Here is a 25,352-nt window from a genome sequence, read left to right on the forward strand (position 1 = left end):
CTAAAATGCCGCGTTGTTTGGTGTTCTTGGGAATGGGATCACGTCACGTACGTTTTGCATACCCGTAGCGTAAGCGACTAAACGTTCGAAACCTAAACCAAAACCTGAATGAGGTACGGTGCCGTAACGACGTAAATCACGATACCAGCTGTAATCTGCAGGATCTAAATTCATTTCAGCTAAACGTTTGTCTAATACATCTAACCGTTCTTCACGTTGACTACCACCAATGATCTCGCCGATGCCCGGTGCTAAAATGTCCATTGCTGCAACAGTTTTACCATCATCATTTAAGCGCATGTAGAAAGACTTAATATCTTTCGGGTAGTTTTGTAAAACGACTGGGCCGTTGAAGTGTTCTTCAGCTAAGTAACGTTCGTGCTCTGAGTTTAAATCTACGCCCCAAGCTACTTTATTTTCAAACTTCTTATCGCAGTTTTCTAATATAGTGATCGCGTCAGTGTAATCTAAACGCACAAAGTCGTTGTTGATCACTGAGTTCAAACGATCGACAACGGTTTTATCAACACGTTGTTGGAAAAAAGCCATATCATCAGCACGTTCTTCAAGTACCGCTTTGAAAACATATTTCAGCATTTCTTCTGCTAAGTCTGCCGCATCTGCAAGGTCAGCAAAAGCAATTTCCGGTTCAATCATCCAAAATTCAGCTAAGTGGCGAGTGGTATTTGAATTTTCAGCGCGGAAGGTTGGGCCAAAAGTATAAACTTTTGAAAGGGCACAACAATAGGTTTCTACATTCAACTGGCCTGAAACCGTTAAAAATGTTTCTTTGCCGAAAAAGTCTTGGTCGTAATCAACTTTGCCATGATCATTTAACGGTAAATTTTCCATATCAAGGGTACTAACCCGGAACATTTCACCGGCACCTTCACAGTCACTACCAGTAATTAATGGTGTGCTGATCCAAAAGTAACCTTTGCTATGAAGGAAACGATGTACTGCTTGTGCCAAGGTATTACGAACGCGAGTTACTGCGCCGCCAATATTGGTACGCGGGCGTAAATGTGCCTGCTCACGTAAAAACTCAATGCTATGACGCTTAGCAGCCATAGGGTAAGTATCAGGATCTTCGACTAAGCCTAGCACTTCAACGTGCTCTGCTTGTAGTTCAAATGATTGACCTTTACCTGGAGATTCAACCAAAATACCGGTTACTTTTACGGCAGCGCCAGTAGTCAGCTTTAAGACATCAGTCTGATAATTATCTAAATTATTCGGAGCAATTGCTTGAATAGCGTCAAAACATGAACCGTCATGTATTGCTAAAAATGAAATACCGGCTTTAGAATCACGACGTGTGCGGATCCAACCATGGATAGTAATTGATTCATTAACAGGATATTTTCCTGCCAAGATATCAGTAATTGCTATGACTGACATTTAAAAAACCTCTTTTCTGTCAAAATGTGCTCAAATTTTAAGGATTGATATGTTACCTTGCTTGTTAGGTTTAACAAGTAAAAGTTGATAAATCCGGTCTATATAAAAAGAAAAATTGAAAATTAGTGAAAAAAGGCTGTGTTAAGTATGAAGATACTGAAAAAAGAGCGAAGGAACGCGGCTGATATATGGACTTATGTTGTGAGAACGCTGGCAATTATTGGCTGGGGCTTATTTGTTTTTGCACTTATCGTTTCGTATTATGCTGCGCCAGAAGGCGATTATGGCATTTTACGTTATCACAATATCGAAATTAGAAAATTTTGGTTAACGCCACTAACGGGTTACCTTTATATCGTTTTATGGTTAAGTGCATTAAGTAGTTATTTTTGTTTGATTCTAGACAAATACCGCAGTCGACGTAAAAGCGATGGCACGCACTTTAATATTATATTATTGCTGGTTATTACCATCGCTTGGGTGAGTTTTATCTTAGTGCAAATATCGGAAGCAAATGTTAGCTAAATAGTGGTAAAACAATCATCTTCATCTAACACTACCGCGATTGCATTGACTAATTGCATTAAGTCTTCGGTTTGGCTGATAAATGGCGGCATAATGTATATTAGCTTGCCAAAAGGGCGGATCCATACGCCCATTTCAACAAAGCGCTTTTGGATTTTTGCTACATTAACGTTTTGTTTGGTTTCTACAACGCCAACCCCCCCTAATACTCTGGTGCTAGCAACGCGTTGATGTTGTTTTAATGGTAATAAATACCGTGTAAATAATTGCTCAATACCTTCAATTTGTTGCTGCCATTGATCCCGTTTTAAAATAGCGAGGCTGGCATTAGCAACAGCGCAAGCTAAAGGATTGCCCATAAAGGTTGGACCATGCATAAAGCAACCAGCTTCACCGTCACTTATTGTATTTGCGATTTCGTCCGTACATAAAGTCGCGGCTAGTGTCAAATAACCACCGGTTAGCGTTTTACCTAAACAAATAATATCAGGACTAATGTCAGCCCATTCACAGGCAAATAACTTACCAGTTCGCCCTAAACCGGTCGCAATTTCATCTGCGATCATTAACACATTGTATTGATCGCATAATGCTCGACAAGCTTTAAGATAAGCGGGGTGATAAAAACGCATACCGCCAGTTCCTTGAACAATAGGTTCAATAATGAAGGCTGCTATTTGTTGATGATGCTGTTCAAATAAAGTGGTTAATGCCTTTAACTCGGATGCATCCCACTTTTCATCAATGGTTGTTTGTGGTGCTGGCGCGAAAATATTTTTCATCAATACTGACTTAAATAACTGATGCATACCAGTAACGGGGTCACAAACAGACATGGCGGCAAAGGTATCACCATGGTAACCATTTTTAACCGTTAAAATCTTGTGTTTTTCTGGCTTGTTTTTGCTGTGCCAATATTGAATTGACATTTTTAATGCAACTTCAACGGCAACTGAGCCACTGTCACTTAAAAATACTTTATTTAGTCCGTCAGGCGTAATATCAATTAACGTTTTGGATAATTCAACTGCTGGCTGGTGGGTTAAACCACCAAACATTACATGGGAGAACTTCTCCGCCTGTTTAACTAATGCAGCATTAAGTTCAGGGTGGTTATAGCCATGTAAAACCGACCACCAAGAAGACATGCCATCGACAATTTTTTCGCCGCTAGCAAGTTGAATGTGTACACCGTCAGCAGACTCAACTAAATAAGATGGCAGTGGATTTGACATAGAAGTGTAAGGGTGCCAAACGTGATTTTTATCGAACTCAAGTAAATTAGTGTAAATATTGTTCATATGTAAAGGTTGGTGAGGTAAATTAGTTGACATCTAAGAGGTGATGCATAGACTACCCGTTAATATTATTAGATGCAATTTTCATAACGAGCAAAATACCATGACACAAACGACATTAAACCACAGCGAAATTCGTCACAATTGGCAGGCGCATGAGGTTAAAGCCTTATTTGATATGCCTTTTAATGACCTAATGTTTAAAGCGCAAGTTGTTCACCGTGAAAATTTTAATCCCAATGAAGTTCAAGTCAGCACGTTACTTTCTATTAAAACCGGTGCCTGCCCAGAAGATTGTAAGTACTGTTCACAAAGCTCACGTTATAAAACCGATATTGATAAAGAACGTTTAATGGAAGTTGAAAAAGTTCTTGAAGCAGCGAAAATAGCGAAAGATCAAGGTTCAACGCGCTTTTGTATGGGCGCTGGCTGGCGTAACCCAAAAGCCCGTGATATGCCACATGTTGTTGAAATGGTAAAAGGCGTTAAAGCCATGGGCTTAGAAACCTGTATGACATTGGGCATGTTGTCATCTGAGCAAGCCGATGAATTACAAGAAGCAGGTTTAGATTACTATAACCATAACCTAGACACGTCGCCTGAGCATTATAACCAAATTATTACCACACGAACTTATCAAGACCGATTAGATACCTTAACGAATGTTAGAAGCTCTGGCATGAAAGTGTGTAGTGGCGGTATCGTTGGCTTAGGTGAAGAAAGCAAAGACCGTGCGTCTTTGTTAGCGCAACTTGCTAATCTTTCACCGCAACCGGAAAGTGTACCAATTAACATGTTGGTAAAAATAGAAGGTACACCACTATCTGATGTTGCTGATTTAGATCATTTTGAGTTTATTCGTTGTATTGCCGTTGCACGAATAATGATGCCAAAAAGCCACGTGCGTTTATCTGCTGGACGAGATGCCATGAACGAACAAATGCAAGCTATGTGCTTCTTGGCAGGTGCAAACTCAATTTTCTACGGCTGTAAGTTATTAACAACCGGCAACCCAGAAGCCAATAAAGACATGATGTTATTTGATCGCCTTGGTATTAATACAGAAACTATTGCTAGTTCAGATGATGATGAACAACGTCTACAAACTGCGGTTGTTGATCAGCAAAATAGTGATCTTTTTTACAACGCGGTAAATTAGACTGCAATGGCGTTTGAGTTTATAACCGCCAATGTGCAGCAACAAAAAGAACGTGCTCGCTATCGAGCACGTCAATGTGTAGCGGAGCAAAATGGTCGTAACGTCACGATAGATGATAAAACATATTTAAATTTTTCATCCAATGATTATCTTGGCTTAAATCACCACAGCGAAATAAATAAGGCACTGCAAGAAGGTGCTGAACGATTTGGCACCTGTGCCAGTGGTTCAAGTTTAATTACCGGCTATTCATATGCGCATCAAGCTCTAGAGAATGATATCTGTGCGTGGCTTAATAAGCCTAAATGTTTATTATTTGCCAGTGGCTTTTCAGCCAATACCGCGATGATGCAAGCGTTAGGCGATAAAAGCAGTCACTTATATTTAGATAAACTGAGCCATGCTTCATTAATTGATGGCGCATTGACTAGTGACGCGAAAGTTAAACGTTTTTTACATAATGATACTGACCAGCTTGCACGTTTGTTAAATAGTCGTGTAAATAGGGCATCGCAAGAGCAAATAAATGAGAACAACAATATCATTGTTTCTGAAGGTGTTTTTAGTATGGATGGCGATCAAGCTAAGGTTGCTGAACTTGCAACACTTGCCCGCCAACATCAAGCATTACTCTATTTAGACGACGCACATAGTCTCGGCGTTGTCGGTGATGCCGGCCAAGGCAGTAGTGCACATGCAGATATTGATATTGTTATGGGCACTTTTGGTAAAGCATTAGCAACTAGCGGCGCTTTTGTTTCTTGCAATGAAACACTGGCGGACTATTTAGTTAACTTCTCTCGTCACTATATTTATTCAACGGCAATTTCGCCAGCACTTGCTTGGGCAACAAAAAAGAGTATTGAGTTGGTTCAACAAGATGCTTGGCGTCGTGAAAAAATTCAAGAGTTAAGTTGGTTGTTGTCTTCAAAACTCAGCAGCAAAGTAGCATTAATTGATAATGCGTCATCAATACATGCCATTGTTGTTGGTGATGAAACTTCAACCCTAGATGTTTGTCAAAAGCTACGGGTAAAAGGAATTTGGTTAACTGCAATACGCCCGCCAACAGTTCCTAACAATAGTTCAAGGTTACGTGTTACCATAACATCTAGCCATAAAGATAAAGATATCAATTACCTAGCTAATTGTATTAATGAGGTTATAGGTTAATGTCCGAATTAAATAATCGGTACAAAATAGCGAGGTCTTTTGGCTCGGCTAGCAGCTCTTATGATATATCGGCACGTTTACAACGCTATTGTGGTAAACATTTAATGCCATGGTTACCCAATAGGAATGATTTAACTGTTTTAGATTTAGGCTCGGGCACTGGATTTTTCACCGACCTTTTAGCAAGCCGATATCAGCAAGTTATTGGCTTAGATATCTCGACAAAAATGCTGCACTTTGCGAAAGAAAATCGTAATCCCAGCATTTATTGGCTTGAAGCTGATGCTTATAAAATACCGCTAAATGACAATAGTGTGGATTTCATTTATTCCAACTTAATGATCCAATGGTGTGATCCGCTTGATATTGTCCTTGATGAAGTCATGCGAGTATTAAAGCCTGGTGGTTTATTTGTTTTTAGTACCTTAGTTGATGGCACATTATTCGAACTTAAATCATCTTGGGCGCAAGTTGACGAAGATAAACACGTAATAGACTTTAAGCCAGAGAATGAAATACGTACCTTACTTAATGGCAGCGATCGCAAGTTATTAAACGCTAAAGAGCAAGATATTATTCTGGAATATGAAAATGTTTTACATTTAGCCCATGAGCTAAAAGGTTTAGGTGCTAGTCATGTTCCTAAAAAGCAAGGTAAAGGTTTAGCAGGCAAAGATAAATGGCAGAAAATGACGGTAAGTTATCAAGACTTTCAAGAGCCAAGTGGCATCTATCCAGCCACTTACAAGGTATTTTCTGGTTTAGTCGTAAAGTTAAGTGATTAGCATTAGGTAAAGTGAATTTTCGAGCATGTTAAAGTTATTTATTACCGCAACAGATACTGATGCGGGCAAAACCTATGTCGCACAAGCACTAGTTAATGCGCTTGTTGCAGAAAAAAATAAAGTCGCGGTTTATAAGCCTATATCTGCTGGCTGTGAAATGGTAAATGGCACATTAATTAATGAAGATGCCAAGTTGTTATTACAACAATCGAATTGCCAGCAACTGATTGAACAAGTTAACCCCATCGCTTTTGCTCCGGCAATTGCACCGCACATTGCGGCAGAAAAGGAACAGCGAGAAATAACTTTAGCGGATATTGAACAAGGCTATAATCAAATATCTAAGATCGAGCCTGATATTATTGTCTGTGAAGGAGCGGGTGGTTGGCGATTACCGTTAGGTAAAGGTAAGTTTCTCTCCAAATTTGTCCAAGCGACACAGCAACAGGTTATTTTGGTGGTTAATATGAAACTAGGCTGCTTAAATCATGCGGTTTTAACGTATCAGTCTATTATATCAGATGGTTTACAGTGCGCAGGCTGGGTAGCCAATTGTCAAGAAGATATGCCATATCTAGCAGAAAATATAGCTGAATTAACGACATTATTACCTATGCCTAAATTAGCGCAATTGGATTTTGAACCGGATATCAAAAAAGCAGCACTGAAAATAGATCTTTCACCATTTACAACACCACTTTAATAACTTTTTAGTCGATACCTTTCATCGCACTATAATAAATCGCTTAGGTTATCTTCAGTGCTCATGGTTGTTTTCGCTCCAGCTTTGAAAATATAGCCTGAATTTGTGCCGTTATCGCAAACTAAACGTAGCTGATTGTTTTTAAGATCTAATGCGGTTCCTTCTACAATCGCAACAATTGGCATTTCTGGGTTAAGCACCATAAATTCAGCTAGACGCTGAGCACGTGTTTCACCATTGTGGCCCGGCGGATTGTAATCGGTGTAATGTGGATTCAGTTGAAAATCAACCAAATTTAACGCGTTAAAGCTTTCTGGCTCGATAATAGGCATATCATTGGTTGTTCTAATGGACAATCCTGCAATGTTAGAACCTGCACTCCAACCTATATATGGCATAGCCGTCGCCACTTTACTTTGTATTGCCGATATTAAATTATGCTTATATAACTGATGTAATAAATGAAAAGTGTTGCCTCCACCGACAGCAATGGCTTTTGCATCATTTACTGCAGCGACAGGATCTGCATGCTGATGTATACCTGTAACTTTTACACCGATTGCATCCAAGGCATTTTGTACCATTTGAGTATATTCATCATAATTAACGGTCACACCAGCATAAGGGACAAATAATAATTCAGTAATACCGTTAAGCTTAGCTTTTATCATATTTAAAGCATGCTCTAAATATTTTGTATCACCAACCCGAGAGCTGCTAAGTAGTAGCAGGTTTGCATTTTTAATGGTCACATTCTTACCTTATGTAAATTTCGCTATAAGCAGTTATTTTACCTGAAATTAAATAAACGTTGCGAAATTATTTCGCAAGCTCAGCAATACATGCGCTAGCGATGAAACCCGATCGAGTACTGTATTGGGAAGATTTAGCTACCCGATCATCAATTTTTTTAATCAGTAGCTCAGGTAAGGTAACATTAATTTTATGACTTTTTCCCATGTAAGGGATGATATCAAACTCTAATACCGCCCAAATTGCATTGGCTGGATTTGATGTTTGCATATGCTCTTCAATTAATTTTGCTTGCGGAATTTGCTCTCCATACTCCACTAAGATACTTAAATGCGATGCCATCGCTTCATCGAGTTTCGATAATCCTTCGTCCATCGTTGATGCTTTTATCTGACAACCAGGTAAGTCGACAACAGAGAATGTGTAATTATTTTCATCATTATTTTTAGTCACCAATACTGGATATTTCATTATTTATCTCGTCAAATTATCACTTTAAGCATAGTAACTCCGACAACCCTCTGTTGTCAATCGATAACAACCCTTAGGGTTATTTGCCTCTCGGCAAGTGTAACCCTGATAACCCTTTATTTTCGCCTGAGTTAACCCTGGTAACTCTTCGTATTTAAGTTTGTAATCGTTTACTATCAGAATGGTCACTAATTTTATTTAAGTGTAAAAATGATGGTTTTTAACTTAGTTAGCTTTCGAACACTTTATTAAAGGCATTTAGTTATTTTAAGATTTTTGATTTTATGGGGTTTCTGGAGTTGTTTGATATGATTTTCAAGCTGAATGTTGCCGCTAAAACATTTAGTTTTAACGGCTTTAATATCAGCTTTTAGTTATGCGAAAGTTAAATTTTCTAGTGTGTTAATGTTTTTAGCTAAGTTCAAAGAATGAAATTTTTTAATATATAAAACAAAATTCACTGAAATATTTCGCTTAAGAATTGCCACTTTGTTGAGTGCTAAATGCAGTGTCAATTTACTTAGTTTTAAATTGGAATTTCAACTACCAGTAATTTTCCGAACTGAAATGACCAGGCTCACGTCTTAAGTGCTTTTTAAAGCCAAGTGATAATAATGCATCTCGAGTGTCATGCACCATGGCAGGATTACCACAAAGATAAAAAAAACTACTTTCTGGTTGTGGAGTGAGTTTTACTGCTGTTATTAATTGGTTATTTTGTAATAGGGCAGGTATTCGTCCAGTCAGGATATTATCAATTTTTTCACGGGAAACGATCGGGATGTAAATTAGCCGACCCGCATATTTTTCTTGCAGTTTACTAATGTGATCTTGATAGACTAACTCTTGTTTGGTTCGAACAGCATGAACCAGAACAATATGCTCAAAGCGTTTCTGAGATTCTTCCTCCGATAGTATAGAAAGAAAAGGCCCTACGGCTGTGCCTGTTGACAATAACCATAAATTCTTGGTCGTTGAAGGTATTTCATTCAAGGTCATAAAGCCGCTGGCTTTTTCACCAACATATATACTGTCGCCTACATTCAAAGTCGCAAGTTCAGGGCTCAAATTACCACTTTCAACATCAATAATTAAAAACTCCATTTCATTATGACCGGCACTATGGTTTGGCGAATTAACAAATGAGTAGGCTCGCCGAACCCATTCGCCATTGGTATTTTTTAATGCAAGTTTAGTGAATTGGCCGGCAACATAAGGTTGTATGTCGGCTTTAACTCGAATTGAGAATTCATTTTCGGTCCATTGTGTAAATGCACAAACAAAGCCATGCACAAAACCTTTAAGATCATCGCTCATACCTTACGCCTCAGTTAAGTCGCTAAAATTCATAGTTTAATTATAGTGGTTAATTTGTATTAATATCCTATTACTGTGTTTTTATTTAACAATTAGCAGGCAGATTGTAAGCCTATTTGAGTTGTATATAAAAAGCTTAAAAAACAACCATCTAAACTAAAGTAAATGGTTGATGTCGCACAAGCTTTAGGTTTTATTCCTACAGAGTTATGTCTATGAGTAAAGTACTATTCGTGCTCTTAAATAGTAGTAACCCTCTATTTTTGCAATAAAAAATTAAAGGCTAAAAGCCAATTAAAACGAATAAAGGATTAACATGAAAAACTCTCTAATTATCGCTGCTTTACTTTCTACTTCGGTATTAACATCAAACGTAGCGTTAGCTGATGATCAGCAAGACAACAAACATTGGCAAATCGGTTTAGGCACATACGCGGTAGTGATAGAAGCAGATGACTATGAAGATGATGACTTTACCGGTTTTAACTTATCTTCTACCTACGCGTTTACAGATAATGTTGCGGTTAGAGCACAATATTATTCAACAGAACATGACGATGAATCTGATCTAGAGCTAGCAGGTATCGACGTCGTCGCATTCTATGGTACAGGCTTGCTATCTCAAGGTTTTAAAGCCTATATCGGTGGTGGGTTCTACAGCGAGACTTTGGAAATGGGTAGTTTTGATGAAGACTTTTCTGGTGCGCAGATTAATGGCGGTATTGGCTATAACTGGGAACAAATATCTTTAGAGTTATCTGTAGGTATTCGATCTACCGGTGATTATGAAGATCTTATAGATGACTCAGGTACCGATGTAACGGCGGTTAGCAGTGCATTAACGGTTTCTTATAGGTTCTAATTTTCAGAACCTTTTGTGTATTGAGCCAATCTGAACTAGGTTGGCTTTTTTGTATCTGTAATGATAAATTCATTTACCTTACGTTTAGGGAAAGTATGTTAATGAAAATATACGGTGATAGGCGTTCAGGGAATTGTTATAAAATACAATTAGTATGTGCGTTGCTAGATATAAAGCATGAATGGATAAATGTAAATATTCTAAATGGTGAGACTAAAAGTGCTGAATTTTTAAGTAAAAATCCAAATGGAAAAATTCCATTACTAAAACTCGATGATGGTAAGTTCATCGTTGAATCTAATGCTATTGTAAATTACCTTGCCTATAACTCTGCACTGTTGCCAACAGAGCCATATGAACTGGCCAAAGTGCAGCAATGGCAATTCTTCGAACAATATAGTCATGAGCCTTATATTGCTGTAGCGCGTTTTATTGCTAAATATCTTGGTTTGCCTGCAGAAAGGTTTGCTGAGTATCAATCTAAGCAAGAAGGAGGGTATAAGGCATTGTCTGTCATGGAACAGCAATTGCAACAAAGTCATTTTCTTACGGGCGAGACGTTAACCACTGCTGATATTTCGTTGTATGCCTATACGCATGTTGCCAATGAAGGAGGGTTTGACTTATCAAACTTTCCAAATATTAATTTATGGCTGAAGCGGATGTCATCTATTCCTAACTTTATGGCAATGAATAGTTAATAATTACATACTGGATATTCTGCTAGCATTTTCGAAGCCATTTGACCGAGAAAATCTTGTGTTTGTATACTTAAATCAATGTTATCGATGTAAGGCAATAAATCGGCAGAATTTCCGGTTATCACTTCATAAAAAACCAACGCAGTTAGCACTCGACCAGTATAAGAGGCGTGATTACCGTCTGTTTGATACAAATTTAATTCAGATTGTATCGAAAGCACTTCGTCCCAGGTCAAACCAATAGGGGCCAAACAACTAGATTCTTCTCGAGCTATACGTACATGTATATTGTGAACCATGCTGCCTTCAGTTAAATTTCCTCTTTGTGGATGCTCGGGGAATAAAATAGGCGTAGCATTTTGTTCTTTTGTCAACTGAAGCCACTTTTTCGCTCCATCAATTGGGTAGTCCACTTGGCCACTTTGAGAATATTTCTGTGCTTGGAAAATAACATGCGTCCAACTATCGCTTGCTAAAATATTCGCAGATTTACCGTCGTAAAGTCGTTCGGTTAAGTAAAGTTGGCTCGATGCACTCGTTAATTCAATTGATTTTTCAGGAGTGCCGGCAGTTACCAGCTTATTTAGTATTTGAGAAATACCGGCTATATGGCTATTGCCAAAAAGCAAAATTTTATATGTTTCACTAGCTGTGTTATTTGGTATAGCAAGATTGGTATTATTTGAAAAATCATAGCTTAATTCTTGGGCCGGAGGTGCTAAGTTTTCCGATGCTTTGTTGCTTTCTGAAGAAGAACCACCGCAACTTAAGGTAAGAACCATCATTGCTAACGATAATACCAATTGCGTAGTATTTAAAAGACAATCCTCTTTAACATTATATTAACATGGTTTGATAATAATTTAGCGAATTTTCAAATAAATTGCTATTTTGTCAATTACTAATTTTCATTATCAAAAACCCTTTATGACTAAAACCAAAAAAGGCTTCTGTCATTTTAGTTATTTAAATCAATGTTATAATGGTTATGTGTTACCGTGATTTTCTAAAGCTTATGCTTTTCAGCTTCATTCAGGTTGATAACATAGGCATTTCTACCAATACCATGAAATTCTTCATCCGTAAAAACTATATAATCTTCATTATAAAAAGTAATGGCTTCTTTTTGTGTCACTATCCCTAAATCGATGCGATAGGCATCGCCGGAGAAAAAGTTATCGCCTTGCCAATTTTCAAATAACCAAATTCGTTGTGAATCAAGTAAAACAAGTTTTTTACGGCTTGGACTTAAAGCGGCAGAAGTTATCCAACATAATTTTTCTGCAATGGTGCATGTTTTAAAAGTACTGATTTTTTCAGCATCAAAATTGGCGGCATGATCGCCAATTTTATATAAACTGGTGATGCCGTTAAATGGTGTCGTTCGATTTTTGGTAAATAAATAGAGGTGCTTTTTATAGTAGATAAAGGCTTCGACATCGAATTCTTTCTCTTCGGCTTTAGGTGGAAATGTTTTATGTTCCGGATAGTTAAATTTAATAATTTCGGCTTCTGTTGTATCACCTTTAATATCGATTGGGTTTTCTATTTTATATATTGTTAACCATTTACGTAAGTTCTCATTGTTGCCAAAATCACCTAAAAAGAAGTGACCAAAATCATCTTGAGTCATGTCCTCCCAATCAATGTTTTTAGCATTAGTGACGGTAATTGTTTTTTCTATGGAACCGCTTTTATTGACTTGATAAAGTTTTGCTCCATCACCTCCATCATTAATTGCCCACAACTTCATGCGCTTATCGAATTCTATACCCGATATTTCAGTTAAACTTTCATCAATAGTGACAAACTTGTTTTTGTATAAGTTATAGCTAGCTAACGCAATAATGATACTAGTCGCAATAGCACAGCCAATCAGGAACCCTGCGATACTTTTCTTCATTTATGAACCATTTTTATACCAAGTGTATCAGTCATCTTAATCTCTTATTTAGTGAGCACAATTACACTAGCCTATAATATTTAAGCTGTTTTAATCGTTTAAATTTGTACTTTGTATACTGCGAGTCGCAATATCCTTGATTGGTTAAATTGTAATTTTTTATTAATATTCGCTTTAAATTCCGTTCAATATTTAAACTTTAGTTATGCTTAAATTATATCAAGTTTAAGCTTTCTTGGAGTTTATATGAAAATTACCGTTATTATTGTAACTGTTAGTGCAATGTTATTGATACTAACTGGATGTCAATCTACTTCAAGTTATCAACAGGCAGGTCATAAATTAAACTCTTCGTTATATCTTGATGAGCAATTTAAAAATTACAAGAATATTAACATAGAAAGTGAAGAAGAAATATTTGCCTTAGATAATGAAATGAAAATTTTGGTTAGGGAAAAGCTAACCGGTGAACGTAACAACAGACAAAAAGCAGTTAAATTACTAAAACACTTTTTTGACTCCGAACAAATGAGCTTGGCTTATAAAGCCGGGGCAAATGTTATTGCTTCTCAAGCATACAAAAATAGAGAAGCTAACTGCTTATCGTTAACTATAATGGCATATGCGTTGGCAAAGGCAGCGAACTTAAATGTTGCTTTTCAAAGTGTTAAAGTTCCTGAATATTGGGTGCGCAATGGCCGTGTTAATATGCTGACAGGGCATGTTAACTTGAAGGTATTGGATCAGAAATCACCGAATAAAATAGTTTTTTTGGAGCGAAGTGTAGCTGAAATAGACTTCGACCCTTATGTTGTAAAAAAATCATTTGCTAAAAAAATTATCAGTAAAAATACCGTCGTGGCGATGTTTTACAATAACAAAGGCGCAAATGCCATGATTGATGGCGACTACCGAACTGCCTATGCCTATTTAAAAGCAGCAACAGAGACCGATTCGAGTTTTTCAGCGGCTTGGGGCAATTTAGGCATTTTATATCGTTTAAAAGGTTTTGAACAACAAGCTATCGATACCTATCAATATGCTATTAGCATGAATCGTAATAACTTAACCGCTATGTCTAATTTGAGTATGCTTTTGCATATTAACGGAGAATATGAACAAGCGAAGCAGTTAGATACTTTTATTATGCGAAAAAGGGCTAATAACCCATACTATTACGCGCTGTTAGGGGATGAAAAATTTTATATAGGCGACTATCGTCAAGCGATTCATCATTATCGCAAAGCGATAAAACTTAATAAAAATATTCATGAGTTCTATTTTGGTTTAGCGAAAGTTTACTATATGTTGGACGACGTAGAAAAAGCGCAAAGTTATATGAAAAAGGCCATTGCAAAAAGTCGTATTAAACGATTTGATGAACAATATATCGCAAAATTAGACATGTTAAAGCAATCGAAAGGATAAGATAATCAGTGTTATACAAAAAGCTATTTTCTGTTTTAGCCTTGTTGGCAATTGCTTCTTGTTCTTCTCAAAGCCCTGTAGGAGAACAAATTCAGATAAAGCCGGAATCTAACTTACTTGTACACCTCCAATATTTATCTTCCGATAAGTTAGAGGGGCGTAAAGTTGGCAGCCGTGGTGGCATACTTGCGCAAGAATACCTTGTTGAACAGCTTTCCCGAGCTAATATTCAGCCACTAGGGAAACATTACTTAACCCCTTTTTTAATTGAAGGAATGTTTAGTTCAACCCAAGGTAATAATGTTGTCGGTTTAGTTCCAGGTACGGAATACTCAGATAAGTTTATAGTATTATCGGCTCATTTTGACCATATCGGCGGCAAAGGGAAAAGGGTATATAACGGCGCTGACGACAACGCTTCAGGCACAGCAGCACTATTACATTATGCTAAACTTCTTAAGCAATCACCTTTGCGCTATAGCGTTATTCTACTATTTACCGACGGTGAAGAAGCGAATTTAAAAGGGGCTAACGCTTTTATTCAGCAAAATAATCATTTATTGAATAACATTCTACTAAATATCAATATTGATATGATAGCGGGGAATAAAGGAACTAGGCGCTTGCGCTATATAAATTATGGTTTAGGTACGCTTTTAGATCATGAACAATTAGCAGCCTACGTAGAACAACAACAGCGAGCACCGGTTAAATTAAAAAGGGGCTTTCGCCAATTGGGACAACACTCAGACAACAAAATTAAGTGGCAAGTGGCGAGTGATCATGGCGCATTTTATCGCCACGATATTCCATTTATATATTTCGGCGTTGGTACCCATAGTAATTATCATCAAACATCCGATACCTATGAAAATGCTAATCACCAATTTTTTATCAAAGCCGTCGACACTATTTATCAACAAATTACCTTTCTTGATCGAAATCTATAAAAATCATCACATCGCTACTCAGGATGACGAAAAACACGTTATAATAGCGTTTACGATAAAATATTAATAACTAAGGTTAACTCATCAATGGAAAAGCGATTTATAACAGCGCAAGAATTGCTTGAAGACTCATTTCGTGTGGCAGCGAAAGTATATGAAGACGGTTTCAGACCACAATTTATTGTTGGAATATGGCGTGGCGGTGCACCAATAGGTATCGCAGTACAAGAATATTTTGATTTTAAAAAGGTAGAAACCGATCATATTGCTGTTCGTACTTCTTCTTACTATGGCATTAACCAGCAGAGTAAAGAAATTAAGGTTCATGGCTTACATTACATTATTGAGAATGCTAACGCTGATGACGGTTTACTGATAGTCGATGATGTTTTTGATTCTGGTCGCAGTATCGAAGCGTTAATTACTCAGTTGAAAAAATTGACCCGTAATAACATGCCCAAAGACGTAAGAATTGCTTGTCCTTGGTACAAACCACAAAACTCAAAAGTAGATATAGTGCCAGATTATTACGTACACGAATCTGCAGAATGGTTGGTATTCCCGCATGAATTATCAGGTTTGACAGCCGATGAAATAGCTAATGGCAAAAAAGATTTAGTCAATATCTTAGATTTATTTGAGTAAGGCTGAAACTTTCAACGCTAATAACGCAGGTTTTTACCTGCGTTTTTTTTGGCTGGCATACGCCTAAGATCAACGGCCCGTTAAAGCGCATTGCTTGAATAATTTTATTTAATACATTATGTTAGTTTTTTAACGCGTACTAAATGGTTGTAACGCATGAAATTAAACTTAGGCTTTATATTTTTAGGCTTCTTTTCAACGGCATGTCTTGCTAAGACACCGTTAGTTTTGCTGTCAATTGATGGCTTTGCTCAACGCTACTTAGCACAATATAAACCAAGCACACTTAATGCATTAGTAAAGCAGGGCACAAGTGCAAAAGCGCTTTTACCTGTTTTTCCCAGTAAAACCTTTCCGAATCATTTAAGCATTATTACCGGCCAATACCCTGCAAACCATGGCATAGTTCATAACGATTTTTTTCATCGTGATGTTGCACAAGAGTATCAACTCGGCGCGGGTAAAAATGAAAGCCGCTGGTTAACGGCCGAGCCACTTTGGCACATTAATGAACAACAAGGTAATAAATCAGCGGTTTATTTTTGGCCAGAATCTGAAGCAACTAATAAAGCGCCAAGTTATTATTTCCCTTATCAACATTTTACTCCGAATGAAACACGACTAGAAAAAATATTGGCTTGGTTAAGACTGCCAGAAAGTCAGCGGCCAAATTTTATTGCCGGCTATTTTGCTAGCGTTGATGATGCCGGTCATGACTTTGGTGAAAACTCACCAGAGCTTAAGCAGGCGATATCAAATCTCGATAAATTGATTGCAAATTTTGTTCAACAAATTAATCGCGAATTTAATGGTAAGGTTAATTTAGTGATTGTTTCTGACCATGGTATGACAAAAATAGCTCCAGAGCATGTTATTAAGTGGCAAACAATGCACACTGATGAGGTTCACGTGGTTAACGGCTCCACACAGCTCTATCTATATAGTAAAAATACTAAAAAGCTTAAAGATAGTATTCATGCCTTTGAAAAGAACCAACCACAATCTAATAAAAAAAGTTACAACATTTATCAATATCCGAATTATCCGAAACATTGGCAACTCTCAAAAGCTGGGGCTGCCATTCCAGATGCTATTATAGACGCTCAACCATCATATATTTTTGATAAGGGCGATAAAGATATCGATCCTGAAACCCATGGTTATGATCCGAAAAACCAGTCTGATCTTAACGCCATATTTATAGCCGTTGGCCCGTCATTTAAAAAAAATGTGCAAATTGATGCCTTCGAGAATATCCATGTACTGCCAATATTAACACGCGCACTCGGTTTAAAGGATGTTAAAAACATTGACGGAAAATATGAAATAGCGGAAAAAATCGTTAATCCGTAATAGAGAGCCGGCCGATGAAATATAAATGTCACTTAGTACGGGGTTATCAAGTCGCATCGGGCCAAGCAAAGGACGCTAGATTTCCACACGGCACAATTAATGCGCAACGGCCATTTTTTAAAGCCCTTGGATTGAACTTAGCCGGCTTCTACGCTGGAACATTGAATCTAAAATTTGCTTGCAAAGCCGTTTATATTAATGATGCCGATTATTACTTTAGAAATGTGAAGTGGCATAATACTCTGCCGGCAGAAGATTTCAAATTTAGTTATTGCCAGCTTATCGTCAATAATTCTGATTACAAAGCACTTATTTACCAACCTCAAGCCGCAACAAAAATAGAACACTTCCAAGCTGATAATCAATTAGAAATACTAGCGCCGTATATCGATGATCTTAAATATGGCAATGAACTCTACCTAACTACGAATAAAATAGTCTTACAGCACTAAACAACAAGATAGCTCGGCGAGGTTTGTGTCGCTCAACAAATAAAAAGCTGTTACTAGAAATATCACTTAAATAACGTTCCATTAACATGCATAATAAGGTATGTTTTAAGTCAAATAATTAATTAAAATTTGCTCTATGGAATTAAGTTACATCGCTCGTCAAGCCATATTAGACCGCAATAATCAAACTATTGGGTATGAATTGTTGTTTAGAGATAGTCCGGCAAATAAATTTCCTGAAATAGATCAAGATATTGCCAGCTCTAAACTAGTTATTCAAAACCATTTTCAAGGTGATATTCAGTCAATTAGTTTAGGGAAACTAGCCTTTATAAACTTTACTGAAAAGTGTTTGATCAATAAATATCCATTGATGTTTGATAAATCAGCCATTGTTATCGAGCTAGTTGGTCATCAATCTGCGACAGAGCGCTTACTAAAAATAGTTAAATATTATCACGACAAAGGTTACAAAATAGCACTTACGGAATATGACTTAGACGAAAAATGGGATGTGTTATTTCCATATATTTCTATGATAAAAGTTGATATTGAAGTCACTAATGCTAAACGCTTGCGTCCAGTACTAGAGCGTCTCAAACCTTTTGATATTAAGTTGGTGGCTGAAAAAGTTGAAACCAATTATCAGTTACAGTCGTTAGCAGAAGTGGGCTTTAATTATTACCAAGGTTATTTTTATCATGAGCCAGAAATTATTGAAGGGCAAACTTTAGCGCCAATAAAATCGCAAATGTTACACCTGATCAGCGAAACCTTTAATAAGCCGCTAGACTTTGATCATATTGCGGAAATCATTAGCCATGATGTAAATTTAACCGTAGGTTTGCTAAAACTGGTAAACAATGTCTCTACGGGGGTACGGGTTGAAATTACCTCTCTTAAACAGGCTGCGGCTTACCTAGGTGAAGACAAACTCAAACAATTTGTGACTATTTTAGCGCTATCAAAACTAACGTCCGATAAAAATAGTGAAGTTTCAAAGCAGTCACTTATTACTGCTAAGCTGATGTCTAAACTGGCGAAAGAAAGTGCCTTTGTTGAAATTAGTGACTTTGCTTTTATTACCGGCTTATTAAGCGCTATCGAAGTTATTTTAAGTATGCCAATGAGCGAAATCATTAAAACTATGCCACTAGCTAAACCAATCGAAGATGCGTTAGTGAATCATGAAGGTTTACTTGGACAACTTTTAGAACTTACCACCAACTACATTACGGGTGATGGTGAAAATATTCAACAATTGACAGAATTTTATGGGCTCGATGCTAACTTCATCCACAAAGAATTTGTTAATGCCAGTAACTGGTGTAAGTCACTGGGTATTTAACGCGATCAATTATTGATAAGTAGGTAAATGAAAGAGCATTTATTCTTTATTTAAGAAGTCAATGCTCTTTTTTATTTGCACAAGTTTAAACTTCTTTCTCGAGTTTATCTTGTGTGCGTTCATCAAAGTCACTTGCGTCATGTCGTTCATGTAATTGAGTGGATAATTCTCCCCAAGTTTTATTTACCATAACACCACGCTTAACCGCAGGGCGTTGATCAATTCTTTCTGCCCAACGCATTAAGTTTTTATAGGAAGCGACGTCTAAAAACTCACCGGCGTCGTACAGTCGATTTAAAACGAGTGCACCATACCAAGGCCAAATTGCGATATCAGCAATACTGTACTCATCGCCACAAATATAGTCATTATTTTCTAACTGTTTGTCTAATACGTCTAATTGACGCTTAACTTCCATGGCGAATCGATCGATACAATACTCAATTTTTTCAGGTGCATAGGCGTAAAAATGACCAAAGCCACCACCTAAATAAGGTGCACTGCCCATTTGCCAAAATAACCATGACATACATTCTGTACGTTTTGCATCTTGTGGTATCAGCACATTAAATTTTTCAGCAAGGTAAAGTAAAATAGAGCCAGACTCAAACAACCGTGTTGGCTGCTCATTACTTTGATCTAATAACGCAGGGATTTTTGAATTCGGGTTTATCTCCACAAAGCCACTACTAAATTGATCGCCTTCACTAATGTCAATGAGAAAGGCATCATATTCAGCTTCTTCGATACCAAGCGCTAGTAGCTCTTCAAACATAATCGTCACCTTGACACCATTAGGCGTCGCAAGCGAATGAAGTTGAAAAGGGTGTTTACCTTTCTTTAAGGTTTTGTCGTGAGTAGGCCCAGAAATGGGGCGATTAATATTAGCCCAATTGCCGCCGTTTTCTGTATTCCACTGCCATACCTTAGGTGGAATATACGAAATATTTTCACTCATGCCATCTCCAATTTTTAATATCATTAATCCCTTCTACCGTATGCTCAATTAAAATAAAACGCCAGTATTTATAACGTGGTTTTAATAGTAGCTAGCTATCAGTTAGAAGATAAATATATGAAAGATAATTAATAAAGCATATATTAGAGCCCATTGTTAAACCTGTTACTCGGTAGAAGTAGTGAAAAATAAAAGCTTTATTAAAATCCCTTTAATTGGGTTAATCAGCATTATTATGTTTGGTTGTGCCAACGTAAAACATCAACCTCAGTTGTTTCAGGGGGAAAACCTAATTACACCTTATTCGGGCTTCCTTGCGGGTTGGGAAGTATTTGTTGAAAACAAAGCACATTATCACTCTAGAATGTGGCAACATCCTGAATTAGGGTTTAAAGACTCTTATGTTGTTAGCGTCACCCCTCGCGAGCAAAAAAATCTTTTGCACTTTAGAAAAGTCATTGATAAACCAGGTATTGATTCTTGTCTAAAATTCACCAGTACAACGATGGCCTCAAATTTGGCGGCAGAATATCCTAGCGAGTTTTGGCAAACCGATTGTTTGCGTAAAGATACAAGCAAAGCGAAAATTTTACATTTACTAATTCGAGGCAACGATAGTTTGTATCATATTCAAAAAATTTGGCAGGGCAGTTTCGAGTCAACGACAGAGGATGCCTGGATAAAGCGTTTTAATGAAATTTATGTTTGCGATACCCGATCACAAAAATCCCCGTGTCCTGAAATAGCTCAGTGAATTTAATTACTGTTTACATAACCTATCAAGGTGCGACTTTGGCTAATATAAAATCAATAACTTTCAATAAATTAATCTGTCTATAGCTTAAATTAAATTTGACACCGCCACCTTATGTGCCAACCTTATTTATAATATCTCTGGCACTAGACAGATTGATTTCATTAATAAATATGTAGGTATTGATATGAAAATAGCATTGTTAGCAATGGCAGCGAGTATATTATTAGGTGCATGTACAAGTCAGAATAAAATAAATGTCGAAGGAATGAAGTTTAGTGGTTATTTAACTCACTATGAAAAACTAAAACCACTGGCTGATGAAACCGCCATGCGTTGGCTCGACAATGACTTAAAACAATACGAAAAAATGTACATTGAACCGGTAAATTTATTACCCGGTTTTAATGTTAACGATCAGGTCAGTACAAAAGAAGCAGAAAAAATTGCTGATTATTTAAACCAAGGATTTCGTGATCGGTTATCAAAAATAGGGCGGCTTGCTACTGCACCTGGTGATAATATACTCACCATTAAACCCGCTATTACCGCCATCACCTCAGAAACAGAAGAATTAAAAGCACATCAATATGTTTTACCAATCGCTATTGCTCGTACCATGATTAAATCAGCTACCGACAGACGTGACGCCATAGCAGCAATTTATTTAGAAGCGCAACTCTTCGACGGTAAAACGAATAACCTCAAAGGTGAAGTGTTAAGAAAGGGTATTAGTGAACAGTCTGACAATAAAGAAGTCACTCAAGAAGATGTTCAAGCATTACTCGATAGCTGGTTAGAATTTTTCGACCAACAACTCAAAGCAATTTATGGATAGCCTTTAAAAGTTGAACATGAGCATTTTTTTATGAAATTGAAAAGGTAGTCATAACGACTACCTTTTTAATTTAAAAACCTAGCAAGTCGTAACCTTAATTATTTTCTTGGCAATTCTCACCATGACACGTATTAAGTTTCGCCAATTCCGCTCTATCTTTGGCCAATACCTGTTGTAAGTCTTCTTTACGTTGTTTTACTGCGACACCATAACTGTCATCGTCACCCCAAAGATCGGCAAGCAATTTCATCGACTCATGGTCATGCTCTGAAAATATTTTTCCGGCTCGGCTTGCTACTTTTTCATCATTACCCAACAATTTTAACGCATCAATGCCTAAGTTTAGGGCTGAATCGAACGACTCTCGTCTGAATACCTCAACACCAATGTGCATAAGTTCATACGCATGACGTCTATCTCTTGCTCGCGCAGCAATTTTTAAATTGGGAAAGTGTTTCTGCGCCAACTGAGCTAATTCAAGTATCTTATCTGCATCATCAATAGCAATAACTAAAAGTCGCGCTTCATGTGCTCCAGCGGCTTCAAGTAAATCTTGTCGTGACGCATCGCCATAGTAAATTTTGTTTCCAAAGCGTTTCAATAATTCTATTTGGCTTGGGCTATGGTCTAGAATTGACAAATGATAACCTTGCGCGGTTAATAACCGTCCGACAATTTGGCCAAATCGTCCATAACCAGCAATAATCACTTGCGTGGTTGACTCTATTTCTTCACCTGAATCATAGCTGCTGTCAGCATTGCTGTCTCTATCAATCACTTTGTCGTAAAAAATTAATAATAGTGGCGCGAGTAACATCGACATTGCCACCACCAAGGTGGTAAATTTAGTTTGCGTGTCATCAAGTATTTGCAATGATGATGTTAGTGACAGTAAAACAAAGGCGAATTCTCCACCTTGTGCTAATGCTAAAGCAAACAAGTATTTTTGTTTGCCAGGTAATTTAAATAATGTTGCTAATAAATAAAGCACGAATGCTTTAATCACAATTAGGCCTAATACCAAGCCAATAATATTGCTGAATTGCTCAGCGAACAATTTAAAGTCAATTGAAGCGCCAACGGTAATAAAAAATAAGCCCAGTAATAAACCTTTAAATGGTTCAATATCGGCTTCTAACTCATGCCTAAAATCACTTTCTGCTAGAACAACTCCAGCTAAAAACGTTCCCAAAGCAGGGGATAAACCTATTTTTTGCATCAATACAGCAATCGTTATCACGAGAAATAAGGCAAACACAGTAAATAACTCTCGCAATCGCGTATTAGCTATGTACCTAAATACAGGTGCAGACACATACTTACCGGCAAAAATAATAGCGGCAATAACCGTGATAGAAATTAATACTTGCCAGTAAACAGGCAGATGTTCTATTAAATTACCGTGGTTTTGCTCTGTGGCCATCGCAGATAAATCAGCAAAAGCAAGTAAAGGTAATAAGGCTAAGATAGGAATAACCGCAATATCTTGAAAAAGTAATACTGAAAAGGCATTTTGTCCGGCCTCTTGCTTGATCCAACCTTTTTCAGTCAAGGTTTGTAAAACAATGGCGGTAGAAGAAAGTGCGAGCATTAACCCGATTGCCATCGCTGTTTGCCAACGTAAATCAAGTAGATAAATACAAGCGGCAAATAAAATCAATGTGGAAAGGGTGACTTGTAGTCCACCTAAACCGATAATAGAGTGTCTAAGCTTCCACAAACGCGAAGGATGCAGCTCTAAGCCCACTAAAAATAACATCATCACCACGCCAAATTCAGCAAAGTGCATTACATCGGTTTGATCACCCACTAAGCCCAATAAAAACGGACCAATTAAAATGCCTGCCAATAAATAACCTAGTACTGAACCAAGACCTAACCGTTTTGCGATAGGCACGGCGACAATTGCTGCCGCCAAATAAATTAAGGCATTTTCTAACATAAATAATCCAAGTTTTGTTGTTATTAATAAACTTAATAGCTAGTTTAGGTACTTAGTATAGTACTGAAATTAATCTACTTTTCGACGTTTACCACTTTCTGCACGTTTTTTGTTTTCACTTTGTACATAAACCGTATCGGTTGTTGCCATACTGGCATGGCCAAGGTCTTCAGAAATATCTTTAAGAGGGCGGCCACGTTCAATTTCCATACTAGCACCAGTATGGCGTAGCCAATGTGAGGAGGCTTCTTTGAGTTTTAGTGCTTTATTAGCAACAGCAGAAACTCTCATATTTTCATAGGCTTGATCAAAAACGGCTTGTACTAAACGCCTTAAATGGCGTGAAGTCATGCCGCCTTGGCCACGAACTTTTTCAACAAGAATCGAGTTTTCATTACTTGCTGGTAAACCCAATAAACCACGAGAAGTACGATAACGCTCTAAAAACGGCAGAAAATCAATAGGCACAGTAATATCACGCAGTTTTCTACTTTTACCAAACACTTTAAGCCACCAGTTTTCATCCTCATCTTGCCAAAAATTGCTCATAACTGGCGACCAATTTGGTCGTTCAGATAGCTCAGAAATCCTCAAAAATAGGGTTTTTAAGGCGGCAATAACGAATAAATTACGTTCAAAAATAGGGTTCTCATCAGCCATTTCCACAGCGGTATCTAAAACATATTGCCATTGGCTAGCGGTTAAGCGTTTGATTTCTTTAACTTGTGAGTCAATGATAAAGTGACGACAATCTTTTTTAGCAATTTGTGCGGGGTTACCAACGCAATAATCCTCAGACATTAAGTAATTGTAAAAAGCGATAATAGCGGTAAACATTGACGTAAGCGTTTGCTGTGATGGTCGATATTTTTTCTTATCAACAACATATTGAGATTTTAGACTTTTAGGCGCTTGAATTTTAAATGGAAACCAATGTTCATTAGCTGATGAATATCCATTGGCAATTTTAAAACGTTCTTGGTTTGACGTGCCAATCCAATGAACTGGTGGCTGCCAACAAAAGTCAGCATATTCAAGAAAGTCAGATTTACGTAATTGATCGATCGGTTTTTGTTTTTCGATAAACGCCCATAAAAGAAAACGTTCAACGTCATTTCTAAAACGGTCATAAGTATGTTCAGATTTATTACGACCTATATAGGTAAGGAAAACTTTTCCCCAGTTAAATTGCTCAAGCCACCAAGCCTCATTTGCAGAGAATATTTCATTTAGCTCAGGATAATCTTCAAGATCGAATTCGCACAAATCAAGGTATGGTGGGAATAAAGGAACAGGCTTATTTAACAACATATTATTTTGAATTCTGAGTATCAATATTGGAATGAAGTTAGTTTAATGCATTACGTATACTATGTCCAATACTGAAGAGTATCGGACATAGTGAGGTGTATTCGTAGGGAGCGTACTTACCTTGTCATCATGTTGTTAATCCAAATTAAGAACTGGATCGGATCCAGCTTTCACTGGTAATTCATCTTATTGAATTAGTTAAAGTAATTAATGTTTTAACTTACTGACATTTTACTGTTTGCAAGTTAACAACTAGATCCTATTTTACGTAACGCTACGTGCATGAAATTTATTTTTGCTTATATTTCCTCGTAAATTTCAC

At 37.3% G+C, this 25,352-nt stretch carries 25 protein-coding genes; 15 read left to right on the forward strand and 10 right to left on the reverse strand.

The features are described from left to right. Positions 1–1,401, reverse strand: a complete 1,401-nt coding sequence (asnS, locus tag AC27JP_RS08005; RefSeq protein ID WP_487113828.1) for an asparagine--tRNA ligase — start codon at positions 1,399–1,401, stop codon at positions 1–3. Positions 1,402–1,548: 147 nt separating this feature from the next. Between asnS and AC27JP_RS08010 the strand changes: the two genes are divergently transcribed. Further along, positions 1,549–1,926 (forward strand): hypothetical protein, encoded by a 378-nt coding sequence (locus AC27JP_RS08010; protein ID WP_487113829.1) that lies wholly within the window; start codon positions 1,549–1,551, stop codon positions 1,924–1,926. Here the strand turns inward: AC27JP_RS08010 and bioA are convergent. Beyond that, complete coding sequence (bioA, locus tag AC27JP_RS08015; RefSeq protein ID WP_487113831.1) at positions 1,923–3,260, reverse strand: adenosylmethionine--8-amino-7-oxononanoate transaminase; 1,338 nt, start codon at positions 3,258–3,260, stop codon at positions 1,923–1,925. The two genes, AC27JP_RS08010 and bioA, sit on opposite strands and share 4 nt — an antisense overlap. Before the next feature lie 67 nt (positions 3,261–3,327). On the opposite strand from bioA, the gene bioB reads away from it, so the two are divergent. The 4 genes from bioB to bioD are packed head-to-tail and all read left to right on the forward strand — an operon-like array spanning position 3,328 to position 7,044. Beyond that, positions 3,328–4,383: a biotin synthase BioB gene (bioB, locus tag AC27JP_RS08020; protein WP_487113832.1), complete on the forward strand. Its 1,056-nt coding sequence runs from the start codon at positions 3,328–3,330 to the stop codon at positions 4,381–4,383. A gap of 6 nt (positions 4,384–4,389) precedes the next feature. After that, complete coding sequence (locus AC27JP_RS08025) at positions 4,390–5,556, forward strand: aminotransferase class I/II-fold pyridoxal phosphate-dependent enzyme (RefSeq protein WP_487113834.1); 1,167 nt, start codon at positions 4,390–4,392, stop codon at positions 5,554–5,556. Further along, on the forward strand, positions 5,556–6,341 hold the full coding sequence (bioC, locus tag AC27JP_RS08030) for a malonyl-ACP O-methyltransferase BioC (RefSeq protein ID WP_487113836.1): 786 nt from the start codon (positions 5,556–5,558) through the stop codon (positions 6,339–6,341). Before AC27JP_RS08025 ends, bioC begins: the two co-directional genes overlap by 1 nt. Positions 6,342–6,366: 25 nt before the next feature. Further along, positions 6,367–7,044: a dethiobiotin synthase gene (gene bioD, locus AC27JP_RS08035; RefSeq protein WP_487113838.1), complete on the forward strand. Its 678-nt coding sequence runs from the start codon at positions 6,367–6,369 to the stop codon at positions 7,042–7,044. 29 nt (positions 7,045–7,073) lie between these two features. Here the strand turns inward: bioD and pepE are convergent, their stop codons facing one another. The 3 genes from pepE to AC27JP_RS08050 form a co-directional block, all read right to left on the reverse strand. Further along, positions 7,074–7,796 (reverse strand): dipeptidase PepE, encoded by a 723-nt coding sequence (pepE, locus tag AC27JP_RS08040; RefSeq protein WP_487113840.1) that lies wholly within the window; start codon positions 7,794–7,796, stop codon positions 7,074–7,076. A gap of 67 nt (positions 7,797–7,863) precedes the next feature. Continuing rightward, positions 7,864–8,268: a type II toxin-antitoxin system HicB family antitoxin gene (locus AC27JP_RS08045; RefSeq protein WP_487113841.1), complete on the reverse strand. Its 405-nt coding sequence runs from the start codon at positions 8,266–8,268 to the stop codon at positions 7,864–7,866. A 543-nt stretch (positions 8,269–8,811) separates the two neighbouring features. Next, positions 8,812–9,585 carry a ferredoxin--NADP reductase gene (locus AC27JP_RS08050; RefSeq protein ID WP_487113843.1) on the reverse strand — a complete coding sequence of 258 codons (774 nt, stop codon included), beginning with the start codon at positions 9,583–9,585 and terminating at the stop codon, positions 8,812–8,814. A gap of 316 nt (positions 9,586–9,901) precedes the next feature. Between AC27JP_RS08050 and AC27JP_RS08055 the strand changes: the two genes are divergently transcribed. Both AC27JP_RS08055 and AC27JP_RS08060 read left to right on the forward strand, forming a co-directional pair. After that, on the forward strand, positions 9,902–10,447 hold the full coding sequence (locus tag AC27JP_RS08055) for an outer membrane beta-barrel protein (RefSeq protein WP_487113845.1): 546 nt from the start codon (positions 9,902–9,904) through the stop codon (positions 10,445–10,447). Positions 10,448–10,548: 101 nt separating this feature from the next. Continuing rightward, entirely contained in the window at positions 10,549–11,148 is a 600-nt protein-coding gene (locus AC27JP_RS08060) for a glutathione S-transferase family protein (RefSeq protein ID WP_487114369.1), read from the forward strand. Here the strand turns inward: AC27JP_RS08060 and AC27JP_RS08065 are convergent. Both AC27JP_RS08065 and AC27JP_RS08070 read right to left on the reverse strand, forming a co-directional pair. Then, positions 11,145–11,933 (reverse strand): hypothetical protein, encoded by a 789-nt coding sequence (locus AC27JP_RS08065; protein ID WP_487113847.1) that lies wholly within the window; start codon positions 11,931–11,933, stop codon positions 11,145–11,147. The genes AC27JP_RS08060 and AC27JP_RS08065 overlap by 4 nt on opposite strands. Positions 11,934–12,154: 221 nt before the next feature. Then, entirely contained in the window at positions 12,155–13,051 is an 897-nt protein-coding gene (locus AC27JP_RS08070) for a hypothetical protein (RefSeq protein WP_487113849.1), read from the reverse strand. 246 nt (positions 13,052–13,297) lie between these two features. On the opposite strand from AC27JP_RS08070, the gene AC27JP_RS08075 reads away from it, so the two are divergent. The 6 genes from AC27JP_RS08075 (at position 13,298) to AC27JP_RS08100 (ending at position 19,227) form a co-directional block, all read left to right on the forward strand. After that, the gene (locus AC27JP_RS08075; protein ID WP_487113851.1) at positions 13,298–14,479 is read left to right on the forward strand and encodes a tetratricopeptide repeat protein; all 1,182 of its coding nucleotides are present in this window, start codon (positions 13,298–13,300) and stop codon (positions 14,477–14,479) included. 8 nt (positions 14,480–14,487) lie between these two features. After that, positions 14,488–15,429, forward strand: a complete 942-nt coding sequence (locus AC27JP_RS08080; protein ID WP_487113853.1) for a M20/M25/M40 family metallo-hydrolase — start codon at positions 14,488–14,490, stop codon at positions 15,427–15,429. Between the two features lie 87 nt (positions 15,430–15,516). Continuing rightward, positions 15,517–16,074 carry a phosphoribosyltransferase gene (locus tag AC27JP_RS08085; protein ID WP_487113855.1) on the forward strand — a complete coding sequence of 186 codons (558 nt, stop codon included), beginning with the start codon at positions 15,517–15,519 and terminating at the stop codon, positions 16,072–16,074. Positions 16,075–16,230: 156 nt separating this feature from the next. Continuing rightward, positions 16,231–17,427, forward strand: a complete 1,197-nt coding sequence (locus AC27JP_RS08090) for an alkaline phosphatase family protein (RefSeq protein ID WP_487113857.1) — start codon at positions 16,231–16,233, stop codon at positions 17,425–17,427. A gap of 14 nt (positions 17,428–17,441) precedes the next feature. Continuing rightward, on the forward strand, positions 17,442–17,879 hold the full coding sequence (locus tag AC27JP_RS08095) for a hypothetical protein (RefSeq protein WP_487113859.1): 438 nt from the start codon (positions 17,442–17,444) through the stop codon (positions 17,877–17,879). A gap of 136 nt (positions 17,880–18,015) precedes the next feature. Further along, on the forward strand, positions 18,016–19,227 hold the full coding sequence (locus AC27JP_RS08100; protein WP_487113861.1) for an EAL and HDOD domain-containing protein: 1,212 nt from the start codon (positions 18,016–18,018) through the stop codon (positions 19,225–19,227). A gap of 85 nt (positions 19,228–19,312) precedes the next feature. Here the strand turns inward: AC27JP_RS08100 and yghU are convergent, their stop codons facing one another. Further along, positions 19,313–20,185, reverse strand: coding sequence for a glutathione-dependent disulfide-bond oxidoreductase (gene yghU / locus AC27JP_RS08105; protein ID WP_487113863.1), 873 nt, complete (start codon positions 20,183–20,185; stop codon positions 19,313–19,315). 181 nt (positions 20,186–20,366) lie between these two features. On the opposite strand from yghU, the gene AC27JP_RS08110 reads away from it, so the two are divergent. Both AC27JP_RS08110 and AC27JP_RS08115 read left to right on the forward strand, forming a co-directional pair. Then, positions 20,367–20,939, forward strand: coding sequence for a hypothetical protein (locus AC27JP_RS08110; protein ID WP_487113865.1), 573 nt, complete (start codon positions 20,367–20,369; stop codon positions 20,937–20,939). Positions 20,940–21,126: 187 nt separating this feature from the next. Next, complete coding sequence (locus AC27JP_RS08115) at positions 21,127–21,777, forward strand: DUF3313 domain-containing protein (protein ID WP_487113867.1); 651 nt, start codon at positions 21,127–21,129, stop codon at positions 21,775–21,777. Between the two features lie 94 nt (positions 21,778–21,871). Here the strand turns inward: AC27JP_RS08115 and AC27JP_RS08120 are convergent, their stop codons facing one another. Together AC27JP_RS08120 and AC27JP_RS08125 are read right to left on the reverse strand one after the other, a co-directional pair. Then, positions 21,872–23,719, reverse strand: coding sequence for a monovalent cation:proton antiporter-2 (CPA2) family protein (locus tag AC27JP_RS08120; protein WP_487113869.1), 1,848 nt, complete (start codon positions 23,717–23,719; stop codon positions 21,872–21,874). A gap of 69 nt (positions 23,720–23,788) precedes the next feature. Then, a complete protein-coding gene (locus AC27JP_RS08125; RefSeq protein ID WP_487113871.1) occupies positions 23,789–25,030 on the reverse strand; it encodes a tyrosine-type recombinase/integrase in 1,242 nt (413 codons plus the stop codon). Between the last annotated feature and the right edge of the window lie 322 nt (positions 25,031–25,352).

Source organism: Colwellia sp. SU-HH01172 (assembly GCF_057553355.1).

What these genes read in the sequence shown, in the direction of transcription:
- asnS (WP_487113828.1), bottom strand. Translation starts at nt 1,401, where the DNA reads ATGTCAGTCATAGCAATTACTGATATCTTGGCAGGAAAATATCCTGTT.
- AC27JP_RS08010 (WP_487113829.1), top strand. Translation starts at nt 1,549, where the DNA reads ATGAAGATACTGAAAAAAGAGCGAAGGAACGCGGCTGATATATGGACT.
- bioA (WP_487113831.1), bottom strand. Translation starts at nt 3,260, where the DNA reads ATGTCAACTAATTTACCTCACCAACCTTTACATATGAACAATATTTAC.
- bioB (WP_487113832.1), top strand. Translation starts at nt 3,328, where the DNA reads ATGACACAAACGACATTAAACCACAGCGAAATTCGTCACAATTGGCAG.
- AC27JP_RS08025 (WP_487113834.1), top strand. Translation starts at nt 4,390, where the DNA reads ATGGCGTTTGAGTTTATAACCGCCAATGTGCAGCAACAAAAAGAACGT.
- bioC (WP_487113836.1), top strand. Translation starts at nt 5,556, where the DNA reads ATGTCCGAATTAAATAATCGGTACAAAATAGCGAGGTCTTTTGGCTCG.
- bioD (WP_487113838.1), top strand. Translation starts at nt 6,367, where the DNA reads ATGTTAAAGTTATTTATTACCGCAACAGATACTGATGCGGGCAAAACC.
- AC27JP_RS08045 (WP_487113841.1), bottom strand. Translation starts at nt 8,268, where the DNA reads ATGAAATATCCAGTATTGGTGACTAAAAATAATGATGAAAATAATTAC.
- AC27JP_RS08050 (WP_487113843.1), bottom strand. Translation starts at nt 9,585, where the DNA reads ATGAGCGATGATCTTAAAGGTTTTGTGCATGGCTTTGTTTGTGCATTT.
- AC27JP_RS08055 (WP_487113845.1), top strand. Translation starts at nt 9,902, where the DNA reads ATGAAAAACTCTCTAATTATCGCTGCTTTACTTTCTACTTCGGTATTA.
- AC27JP_RS08060 (WP_487114369.1), top strand. Translation starts at nt 10,549, where the DNA reads ATGAAAATATACGGTGATAGGCGTTCAGGGAATTGTTATAAAATACAA.
- AC27JP_RS08065 (WP_487113847.1), bottom strand. Translation starts at nt 11,933, where the DNA reads ATGATGGTTCTTACCTTAAGTTGCGGTGGTTCTTCTTCAGAAAGCAAC.
- AC27JP_RS08070 (WP_487113849.1), bottom strand. Translation starts at nt 13,051, where the DNA reads ATGAAGAAAAGTATCGCAGGGTTCCTGATTGGCTGTGCTATTGCGACT.
- AC27JP_RS08075 (WP_487113851.1), top strand. Translation starts at nt 13,298, where the DNA reads ATGAAAATTACCGTTATTATTGTAACTGTTAGTGCAATGTTATTGATA.
- AC27JP_RS08085 (WP_487113855.1), top strand. Translation starts at nt 15,517, where the DNA reads ATGGAAAAGCGATTTATAACAGCGCAAGAATTGCTTGAAGACTCATTT.
- AC27JP_RS08090 (WP_487113857.1), top strand. Translation starts at nt 16,231, where the DNA reads ATGAAATTAAACTTAGGCTTTATATTTTTAGGCTTCTTTTCAACGGCA.
- AC27JP_RS08095 (WP_487113859.1), top strand. Translation starts at nt 17,442, where the DNA reads ATGAAATATAAATGTCACTTAGTACGGGGTTATCAAGTCGCATCGGGC.
- AC27JP_RS08100 (WP_487113861.1), top strand. Translation starts at nt 18,016, where the DNA reads ATGGAATTAAGTTACATCGCTCGTCAAGCCATATTAGACCGCAATAAT.
- yghU (WP_487113863.1), bottom strand. Translation starts at nt 20,185, where the DNA reads ATGAGTGAAAATATTTCGTATATTCCACCTAAGGTATGGCAGTGGAAT.
- AC27JP_RS08115 (WP_487113867.1), top strand. Translation starts at nt 21,127, where the DNA reads ATGAAAATAGCATTGTTAGCAATGGCAGCGAGTATATTATTAGGTGCA.
- AC27JP_RS08120 (WP_487113869.1), bottom strand. Translation starts at nt 23,719, where the DNA reads ATGTTAGAAAATGCCTTAATTTATTTGGCGGCAGCAATTGTCGCCGTG.
- AC27JP_RS08125 (WP_487113871.1), bottom strand. Translation starts at nt 25,030, where the DNA reads ATGTTGTTAAATAAGCCTGTTCCTTTATTCCCACCATACCTTGATTTG.